Annotated in this window: 7 protein-coding genes; 4 read left to right on the plus strand and 3 right to left on the minus strand. The window is 60.3% G+C overall.

The features are described 5' to 3' along the window. The first annotated feature begins 27 nt into the window (after nucleotides 1-27). The 4 genes from ACESY8_RS14790 (at nucleotide 28) to ACESY8_RS14805 (ending at nucleotide 4,786) form a co-directional block, all read left to right on the plus strand. Nucleotides 28-1,767 carry an ABC transporter ATP-binding protein gene (locus ACESY8_RS14790; RefSeq protein WP_054338345.1) on the plus strand — a complete coding sequence of 580 codons (1,740 nt, stop codon included), beginning with the start codon at nucleotides 28-30 and terminating at the stop codon, nucleotides 1,765-1,767. Further along, nucleotides 1,760-3,634 carry an ABC transporter ATP-binding protein gene (locus ACESY8_RS14795; protein WP_434307664.1) on the plus strand — a complete coding sequence of 625 codons (1,875 nt, stop codon included), beginning with the start codon at nucleotides 1,760-1,762 and terminating at the stop codon, nucleotides 3,632-3,634. The genes ACESY8_RS14790 and ACESY8_RS14795 overlap by 8 nt, the downstream gene beginning before the upstream one ends. Nucleotides 3,635-3,757: 123 nt before the next feature. After that, nucleotides 3,758-3,916 carry a hypothetical protein gene (locus ACESY8_RS14800; RefSeq protein WP_009256919.1) on the plus strand — a complete coding sequence of 53 codons (159 nt, stop codon included), beginning with the start codon at nucleotides 3,758-3,760 and terminating at the stop codon, nucleotides 3,914-3,916. 105 nt (nucleotides 3,917-4,021) lie between these two features. Then, complete coding sequence (locus ACESY8_RS14805; RefSeq protein WP_054338316.1) at nucleotides 4,022-4,786, plus strand: 4Fe-4S binding protein; 765 nt, start codon at nucleotides 4,022-4,024, stop codon at nucleotides 4,784-4,786. A 253-nt stretch (nucleotides 4,787-5,039) separates the two neighbouring features. Here the strand turns inward: ACESY8_RS14805 and ACESY8_RS14810 are convergent, their stop codons facing one another. The 3 genes from ACESY8_RS14810 to ACESY8_RS14820 all read right to left on the minus strand — a co-directional run bounded on the left by ACESY8_RS14810 (nucleotide 5,040) and on the right by ACESY8_RS14820 (nucleotide 9,372). Next, entirely contained in the window at nucleotides 5,040-6,446 is a 1,407-nt protein-coding gene (locus ACESY8_RS14810) for an MATE family efflux transporter (protein WP_054338317.1), read from the minus strand. 270 nt (nucleotides 6,447-6,716) lie between these two features. Further along, entirely contained in the window at nucleotides 6,717-8,699 is a 1,983-nt protein-coding gene (locus ACESY8_RS14815) for a sensor histidine kinase (protein WP_434307663.1), read from the minus strand. Next, a complete protein-coding gene (locus ACESY8_RS14820) occupies nucleotides 8,674-9,372 on the minus strand; it encodes a response regulator transcription factor (RefSeq protein ID WP_024724128.1) in 699 nt (232 codons plus the stop codon). Before ACESY8_RS14820 ends, ACESY8_RS14815 begins: the two co-directional genes overlap by 26 nt. Nucleotides 9,373-9,506 lie beyond the last annotated feature (134 nt).

The following is a 9,506-nucleotide window of genomic DNA, read 5'->3' on the forward strand; positions in this document are numbered from 1 at the left end:
CGAATCAATCCCCAAGGAGGAATGTGCATGAAGAAAAAACGCGGACTTGTGAGCTGTATTCAGGAGTTCAAAAAGGACACGATTCTGACGCCGATCTTTGTCATCGGCGAGGTGGCCTTTGATGTCCTGATTCCCATGATGACAGGCCGTCTGCTGACCCAGGGCGTTGAGGCGGGAAATATGGAACGTATTTTCTACTACGGCGGCATTGTGGTCCTCATGGCCCTGGCGGCTCTGCTGCTGGGCGCCCTGTCCGGCCGTTATGCCGCACGGGCGGCCACCGGCTTCTCCCGTAATCTGCGCCGGGAGATGTATCGGAATGTTCAGAAATTTTCCTTTTCCAACATCGACAAATTCTCCACCGGCGGTATCATTACCCGCCTGACCACCGACGTGACCAACGTACAGATGGCCTTTATGATGATCATCCGCATCGCTGTGCGCTGTCCCATCATGCTTATCTGTGCATGGGTGCTCACCTTTACCATCAACCCCAGACTGGCGCTGGTCTTCCTGGTGGTGATCCCCATCCTGGGCCTGGGCCTGTTCTTTATTATGACCGGAGCCCACCCCATCTTTGAGCGGGTGTTCAAGCGGTATGATCACTTGAACAATGTGGTACAGGAAAACCTGCTTGGCATCCGGGTGGTGAAGTCCTTTGTGCGTGAGGAGCACGAGAAGGAAAAATTCGGGAAGGTCTCCCAGGAGATCTATATGGACTTTTCCAAGGCGGAAAAGCTCATCGCCTTCAACATGCCGCTGATGCAGTTGTGCGTCTATGCGTGTATTCTGACCGTGTCCTGGCTGAGCGCCCATCTGGTAGTGGGCGGCAGCATGGATGTGGGGCAGCTCACCAGTATGTTCAGCTATATCATGATGATCCTCATGAGCCTGATGATGCTCTCTATGGTGCTGGTCATGATCATCCTGGCCCGCGCCTCCGCCGAGCGTATTACCGAGCTGCTCAACGAGGAGAGCGACCTGTGCAACGGGGAGAATCCGGTGGAGGAGGTCAAGGACGGCTCTGTAGTCTTTGAGAACGTCAGCTTCAGCTACGCCAAGGACCCCAGTAAGGAGTGCCTGAAAAACGTCAACCTGAACATCAAGTCCGGTGAGACGGTGGGCATTCTCGGCGGCACCGGCACCTCCAAGACCACTCTGGTGCAGCTTATTCCCCGGCTGTACGACGCTACCGAGGGCCGCATCCTGGTGGGCGGTGTGGATGTGCGGGACTACGACATGGACGCCCTGCGGGAGCAGGTGGCCATGGTGCTCCAGAAGAACGTGCTGTTCTCCGGCACCATTAAGGAGAACCTGCGCTGGGGTAAGAAGGACGCCACCGATGAGGAGATGGTCCGGGTATGCAAGCTGGCCCAGGCTGCCCCCTTTATCCAGGAATTCCCCGACAAGTACGATACCTATATTGAGCAGGGCGGCTCCAATGTGTCCGGCGGCCAAAAGCAGCGCCTGTGTATCGCCCGGGCCCTGCTGAAGAAGCCGAAGATTCTGATTTTGGATGATTCCACCTCCGCCGTGGACACCAAAACCGACGCACTGATCCGCAAGGCGTTCCGGGAGGAGATCCCCGACACCACCAAGTTTATCATTGCCCAGCGTATCTCTTCCATCGAGGACGCGGACAAAATCCTGGTGATGGATGGCGGAAGGATTTCCGCCATGGGCACCCACGGCGAGCTGCTCCAGAGCTGTGAGATCTACCGGGAAATTTATGAATCCCAGACGAAGGGAGGGAGCGAGGATGAATAAGATGCCGAAGAAAAAGTCCCACACGGTCCGGCGCCTGCTCAGTTATGTGGGCCGGGGCTACCTGATCCGCTTTTTTCTGGTGCTGGTATGCATCCTGGTCAGCGCGGTGGCCTCTGTGGCCGGCTCCATTTTCCTGGGCGCCCTGATCGACAACTATATCACGCCTCTGCTGGCCATGGAACACCCGGTGTTCACCGGCCTGCTCCACGCTCTGCTCCTGATGGCCTGCCTCTATGTGGTGGGCGCCCTGTGCGCCCTGGCCTACAACCGCCTGATGGTCACCATCTCCCAGGGCGTGCAGAAGAAGATCCGCGACGATCTGTTCGGCCACATGCAGACGCTACCTATCCGGTATTTTGACACCCACGCCCACGGCGATGTGATGAGCGTCTACACCAACGACGTGGATACCCTGCGGCAAATGCTCTCCCAGAGCATTCCCCAGGTAATCAATTCCCTGATGATGATCGTGGTCACCTTTGTCAGCATGATTGTACTCAACCTCACTCTCACTGGCGTGGTAATCGTGTGCATCGTGTGCATGCTGCTGGTGACCCGGTTCCTGGCCGGACGCAGCGGCCGCTACTTCGTCCGCCAGCAGGTGAAGCTGGGCGATCTGAACGGCTATATCGAAGAAATGATCAACGGCCAGAAGGTGGTCAAGGTTTTCTGCCACGAGGAGGAGGCCCAGGAGGGCTTTGACCGTGTGAATGACGCCTTGTTTGAAAGCGCTTATAAGGCCAACAAGTACGCCAATATCCTCATGCCCATCCTCATCAACATTGGCAACATCCAATATGTGGTCATCGCCATGGTGGGCGGAGCGCTGGCCCTCAATGGCCTGGGGGGCGGTATTACCCTGGGTGTCATCGCATCCTTCCTCCAGCTCTCCAAGAGTTTGACCAACCCAATCAGCCAGATCTCTCAGCAGCTCAACTCTGTGGTCATGGCTCTGGCCGGTGCTCAACGGATTTTTGACCTGATGGATGAGCCCTCCGAGGAGGATCACGGCACCGTCACCCTGGTCAACGTGTCCTATAACAAGGACGGCGCCCTCCAGGAAACCAGTGAGCGCACCAATCTGTGGGCCTGGAAGGTCCCCCAGGAGGACGGGAGCTTCGCCTATACCAAGCTGGCGGGCGACGTGCGCTTTGATGATGTGGACTTCGCCTATGAGGAGGGCAAAACCATCCTCCACGACATCAGCCTTTTCGCCAAGCCCGGCCAGAAGCTGGCTTTCGTGGGCGCCACCGGCGCGGGTAAGACCACCATTACCAACCTGATCAACCGCTTCTACGACATCGCGGACGGCAAGATCCACTATGATGGCATCTCTATCAACGATATTCATAAGCCGGATCTGCGCTGCTCCCTGGGCATTGTGCTTCAGGATACCAACCTCTTTACTGGCACCGTGCGGGAAAACATCCGCTACGGCAATCTGAGCGCCACCGACGAGGAGGTCGAGGCCGCCGCCGTGCTGGCCAACGCAGACGACTTTATCCGCCGCCTGCCCCAGGGGTACGACACCATGCTCACCGGCAACGGTGCCAACCTGTCCCAGGGCCAGCGGCAGCTCATCGCCATTGCCCGGGCCGCTGTGGCCGATCCCCCGGTGATGATCCTGGATGAGGCTACCTCCTCCATTGACACACGCACTGAGGCCATCGTCCAGAGGGGCATGGACTCCCTGATGACCGGCCGCACCGTCTTTGTCATTGCCCACCGGCTATCCACTGTGCGCAACTCTGATGCCATTATGGTGCTGGATCACGGCCGCATTGTAGAGCGGGGCGACCACGAGGATCTCATCCGGCAGCACGGACTCTATTATCAGCTCTATACCGGCGCCTTTGAGCTGGAATAAAAAGAATTTGTACCAAGCACCCCTCTGCGTCCCCGGCATAGTATGAAGTGAGACCGGACCGGAACGGCGGTACTCCCACCGCTCCGCCTCTGGTTTCCATCATCAAACCAGGAGGTACTTCATATGGGGTGCAATAATGGCTGTGGCTTTGGCGGCGGCGGCTGCCTGTGGATCATTCTGATCATTATCCTGCTCTGTTGCTGCTGCGGCGGCGGGAGCTGGGGCGGTTGCGGCTGTGGTGGCTGTGGCTGCAACAACGGCTGCGGGAACAGCTGCTGCTGAGAAGGCAGTACAATAGCCGAACGGCAAACAGGCAGACGTGGCGTGGGGTGTTTTTCCCCACGCCACGTTCCTGTGTATCAAACAAGTGGAAAGGAAGCGGAACACATGCAGAGACGTACAACAGCCCTCTATTTCAGTCCCACGGGCGGGACGCGCACCTATGTCCGGGCTGTGGCGGCAGCTATGCCACACATGGGCGGAGAAGTGGACCTGACCCGGCCGGAGGAGCGGCGCAAAGTTCATATGTTCGGCGCAGATGATGTAGTTGTCCTGGGCGTACCGGTTTATTACGGCCGAGTGCCGGAGGTGCCAGGGCTGCTGGACGGCCTACAGGGGGAGGAGACTCCGGCGGTGCTGCTGGCTGTGTATGGCAACCGGCTCATTGACGACGCGCTGGCGGAGCTGAGCGACCTGTGTGCCGCCCGGGGGTTCCGCCCTCTGGCGGCGGGGGCCTTTGTAGCGCCTCACACATTTTCCGCCAAGGTAGCCGTGGGGCGACCCAACGCAGGGGATCTGGCGGCGGCCGCGGAGCTGGGACGCCGGGCGGCGGAGAAGCTGTCGGGGCCTTGGTGCGCCCCGGAATTGCCCGGGAACCGGCCCTACCGCAGCTTTCAGAGGGCGCCGTTCTACCCAGTGGGGGACGATACCTGCACCCGCTGCGGCTGCTGCGTCGGGGCCTGTCCGGTGGAGGCCATCCATCCTGCCGCGCCCCGTGCGACCGACGGTGAGAAGTGCATCCGCTGCCTGGCCTGTGTCCGGGCTTGCCCGGCGGGCAGCCGACGGGTGGAAGGCCCCGCCTTTGCCGCTACAGCGGCTCATTTGGAGGAGGCATTGACCAAGGGGGACAAGCCGCCCGAGCTGTATCTGTGAAAGTAAACACAGGAGGCACCCCGTGGGGCGCCTCCTGTTTGGTTATTTGGGGGACGCATATGGTCCACGCAGCAGCCGGAAAAGCTGGGGTGACAGCCTCAGATACCGGCAGCCGGAACGGCCGCCCAGGGCCACCTCCCTATGGTGCCAGTATCGAGAAAAGAGTATGGGATGGGCCGATTGGCTGACCCTAGAGGCCTAAGAGACTGGCGGTGATGCCGCCGCCCACATTGCCCGCCGCCGCTGGAGCCAGCTACACCAGCGTATCTGCCGCCACGGGTTCGTCCACGTGGGGCATCCGCTTCATTTCCCGGGTAACTAGGGCTAGGGCCACCACTACTGCCGCGCTGTCGGCGATGGGACCGGCGTACATGACGCCATCAATCCCCAGGAAGAGGGGGAAGATCAAAATCAGAGGAATGAGAAAGATCACCTGCCGGGTGAGGGCGATCAGTGCGCCCCGCTTGGCCTTGCCAATGGAGGTAAAGAAATTGGCCGTAATGGGCTGGAAGGCATTGGCCAGTGTCATAAACATATAAATGCGGAAATACCGCTCGGCGAACTGAAAATACTCCTCGCTGCCAGAGGGGTCGAACAGTGCCACGATCGGCCGGGGAAAGAGCTGAAAGCACACAAAGGCAATGCAACAGATTACGGACGCGGCGACAATGGCCTTTCGGTAGGCCTCACGTACGCGGCTATACTGCCGGGCGCCGTAGTTGTAGCTGAAGATGGGCTGGCAGCCCTGAGAGATACCCAAGGTAAAGCCCAGCATCAGGATGTTGACCTTGGAGATGACCCCAACACACGCCAGGGGAATGTCCTCACCGTAGTGGGAGAGCGCACCGTAGTAGGTCAGGGTATTGTTGAGGGTGATCTGCACCAGGAACATGGCCATCTGATTTAAAAAGGGGGAAACACCCAGGGAGCAGATGGCACGCAGAAGTGGCCCGGAAGGGTGCAGGGAGGCCGCCGTCAGGCGGATGGTACGGATGCGGGTGCGGAACAGATAGTACAGTACCATGACCAGGGAGAGAGCCTGCCCCAATACGGTGGCCAGCGCGCCCCCGGCCACGCCCATGTCCAGACCGAAGATAAACACCGGGTCCAATATGGTGTTGAGTACCGCGCCGGAGAGGGTACAGAGCATGGAGTAGGTGGGACTTCCATCGGCCCGGACCAGGGAACTGGCCCCGGTGGTAAAGGTGACCATAGGCAGGCCGAAGGCGGTAATGCCCGTGTAGATCATGGCGTAGGGCAATACCTCCGGCGTAGCGCCAAACAGGTTGAGGAGTGGGCCTCGGAAAAACAAGGCGATCAGGCCCAGGGTGAGGCTGAACAGCGCAAGACAGGACAGTCCGGTGCCGGCCACCCGGCGAGCCCGTTCCTCATTTCCGGCCCCTAAATTCAGGTTGAAGTTGGCAGCAGTGCCGATGCCCATCATCAGGGCAATGGCGGTGGACACGGTGGTGAAGGGGAAAGCCACATTGGTAGCGGCGTTTCCCAAATATCCCACGCCCTGGCCGATGAAGATCTGATCCACTATATTATAAAGAGAGGTGACCAGATAGGCGACAATGGAAGGGATTGCGAATTTGGGCAGCAGGGTATTGATGGGGAGGGAGCCGAGGGGATTGTGGCTTGAGTTGCTGTCTGGCATACCATTTTCCTCGCTTTCAAATCGCCTGATAATACTCTTATTGTAGTATAAATGCAAAGATTCGTCAAATAAAATCCGGCCCTCCCCAAAATGGGAGTTGCCGGATTTTATATATGGTATACCGGGTGCTGCGTTGATAAACTCATTTCGGACAGGGGGAGGCTGCATCCTCGGCTTCTAAAACGGTACTGTAGTCCTATTGATGGCCGGTAATCCGCAGGAAGTCATGAATGGCCGGCGCCAGGGCGGCAAAGCACGCGCATAGCCGTCTCATACCGCGCTCTCCTCCTTGGGCGGTCGTTCCCTGGTCAGGGGGAAGGAGACGGAGGCGGTGAAGAGATCCGCCTGCGTTTGGACGGAGAAAGTTCCGCCGCAGGCCTCGGTGAAGGTGCGGGCGATGGACAGGCCCAGGCCGCTGCCCCCGTCGGTGCGGCTCTCGTCCCCCCGGACGAACCGCTCGGTGAGATCCACCCCGTCGGGCAGCTCCTCCCGTGATGTGTTGCGGAGCACCGCCGCGGCCTGCCCGTCTGCTGCGGTCAGCTCCAGGTAGATCCGGGAGCCCTCCAGGGAGTACTTGAGGGCGTTGCCGATCAGGTTCTGGAACACCCGGTACAGCCGGTCGCCGTCGGCGGCGATCCAGACCGGGGACTCCGGCAGACGGGGCCGCAGGGCAAGGCCGCTCTCCTCGATGGCCTCACCCATGTCCGCAAGGGTCTGGCGAAGCAGCTTTGCAAAATCAATCGGCTTTATATCTACGCTCAGGTTGCCCGTAGCGGCCTTGCTCACCTCGAACACGTCCCGCACCATGACCTGGAGCCGCTTGGACTTGTCGGAGAGGACACGAATGTAGTCCTGCACATGGTCGGGCAGGCCCTCCTCCTGCTGGAGCAGCTCGGTATAGCTGATGATGGAGGTGAGGGGGGTTTTGAGATCGTGGGAGACGTTTGTGATCAGCTCCACCTTCATCCGCTCGCTCCTCACCTGTTCGGCCAATGCGGTACGCAGACCCTCCTCCATGTGGGAGAGCTGCTCCGCTGCACCGTGGAAATCTGAGTCCGGCGGCAGGGGAGGGGCTCCCTCCAGCCTTCCCGCCCCGGCGGCCTCAATGCAGGCCAGCAGGGCGTCCAGCTCAGCGGCAGAGCGGCGGCTTTCCCTGACCAGCCACACCTGGAGACCGATCAGCACGATCCCGGCCATACAGAGCAGGAGCAGCAGCGGAAGGGGCAGACGGAACACCAGAAAGGCCGGCACGGACAGGGCGCAGAACAGGAAAAAGGGGAGGCAGGCGGCAAACTGCCAGATCATCCGCCGGTCGGCCCGCTGGGCGGCGGGGTGGCGCAGGATCTGCCGCCGGAGCAGGCGCACACAGGCGGCGCACAGGCTCTGCTCCTTGAGGTGTCCGAAATTGTACCGCAGGTCGTTGATATAAAGGTAAGCCCACCACAGGGCCAGGGGGACGGAGAGGTAGCGCACAATGCTGTAGGTGAGCACCTCCCCCATCAGCGCGGCCAGACAGCACATTCCGGCCAGGGCGCACACCCAGAGGAAGGGGACGAGCAGCAGGAGCTTGACCTCCAGCCACACCCGCCCGGTGAACCAGGCGATGGCCCGGTCGGCCCGCACCTTGTGACGGTGCCACACAATGGACAGGGCGGTGAGGGCGATACCCGCCAGGGACGGAAGAAACAGGAAGCAGAAAAAGAAGGCACGGTTCTGTCGGAGAGAACCGACCAGGGAGGCGAGAGACGACGAGCCGGATGCGGGCGGGTGCTCGGCCGCGGCCAGAGAGACGGACACGCCCGCCGGATCCGCGAAGGGGAGGGGGGAGAACTGACTGGAGATGTCGCGGCCGTCCTTGACGGCAGTCACCTTCTCCCCGTCGTAGGTGATCAGAAAATTATACCCGTCGGGCAGCCGGTCGGGAGACAGGGCGTCGGTGTTGGAGAACCTCAGCACTCCATCCGCCCGGACGCGGTAGAGCAGGCCGTCGTCCCAGCCCTCCAGGGGATTTTCCTCCTCCGGGGTATCGGCGGCGGTGGCCAGCTCATAGAGCCGATCCTTGATAAAGCTGTGAAAGCTGTCCGTAGTCTGGTAGTCGGTCCAGAATATGTCGCGCCAGGGGATGTAGAAAGAACCCCTGCTGGCAACGGTCACAATCACAGCCGCCGCTGCGCTGTAGACCAGCAGCGTGACGCCCAGAACGAAGGCCAGAAAGGCCAGGGCGGGCTTAACGCTTCTCGATTTTGTATCCAATGCCCCACACCACCTTCAGATATTCCGGTTCCTTTGGATTGAGCTCGATTTTTTCGCGGATGCGCCGTATGTGTACCATGACGGTGTTCTCTGTGGCATAGGCCTCCTCGTTCCATACCCGTCGGTAGATCTCCTCGGCGGGGAAGACCCGCCCCAGGTTGCGCATGAGCAGATCCACGATTTTCAGCTCCGTGGCCGTCAGCTTCACCGGCTCCCCGTCCACCAGCAGCACCCGCTCCTCCGGGCGGTAGCACAGTCGGCCGTTGACGATCTCTCCGCCCTGGCTCTGGGCGTTCACGTCGCCCAGTTGGGTATAGCGCCGGAGCTGGCTGCGCACCCGGGCCACCAGCTCCTGGGGATGGAAGGGCTTGGCGATGTAGTCGTCCGCCCCCATGGACAGGCCGAGCACCTTGTCCGAGTCCTCGCTCTTGGCGCTGAGCACAATAATGGGCAGGTTGCGCTTTTCCCGGATTTTCATCACCGCCGAAAGCCCGTCCAGCCTTGGCATCATCACGTCGATGACGATCAGCCGCAGGGCGGGGTTTACCGCCTGCTCCAGCGCCTCCATGCCGTTGTAGGCCTTGAGCACCTGATAGCCCTCTTTTTCCAGCAGGATGGCGATGGCACGGACGATTTCGGGATCGTCATCCACCACCAGAATACACTCGTTCACACAAATCCCTCCTATGGACGCTATCTTACCAGCCCTTTCTGTCAAAGAGCGTGAGACAATTCTGACAAATCTCTTACAATCATAGCAGATTTGCCGGGGCCGGGCAATGGAAAACGGCGCGCCCTAAACCGGGC

It is taken from the genome of Clostridium sp. ATCC BAA-442 (assembly GCF_964239415.1).
Taxonomy (GTDB): Bacteria; Bacillota; Clostridia; order Oscillospirales; family Oscillospiraceae; genus Flavonifractor; species Flavonifractor plautii.

Excerpts from the sequence above, each read along its gene's own strand:
- ACESY8_RS14800 (WP_009256919.1), top strand. The coding sequence starts at position 3,758 with ATGGGGTGCAATAATGGCTGTGGCTTTGGCGGCGGCGGCTGCCTGTGG.
- ACESY8_RS14795 (WP_434307664.1), top strand. The coding sequence starts at position 1,760 with ATGAATAAGATGCCGAAGAAAAAGTCCCACACGGTCCGGCGCCTGCTC.
- ACESY8_RS14805 (WP_054338316.1), top strand. The coding sequence starts at position 4,022 with ATGCAGAGACGTACAACAGCCCTCTATTTCAGTCCCACGGGCGGGACG.
- ACESY8_RS14790 (WP_054338345.1), top strand. The coding sequence starts at position 28 with ATGAAGAAAAAACGCGGACTTGTGAGCTGTATTCAGGAGTTCAAAAAG.
- ACESY8_RS14810 (WP_054338317.1), bottom strand. The coding sequence starts at position 6,446 with ATGCCAGACAGCAACTCAAGCCACAATCCCCTCGGCTCCCTCCCCATC.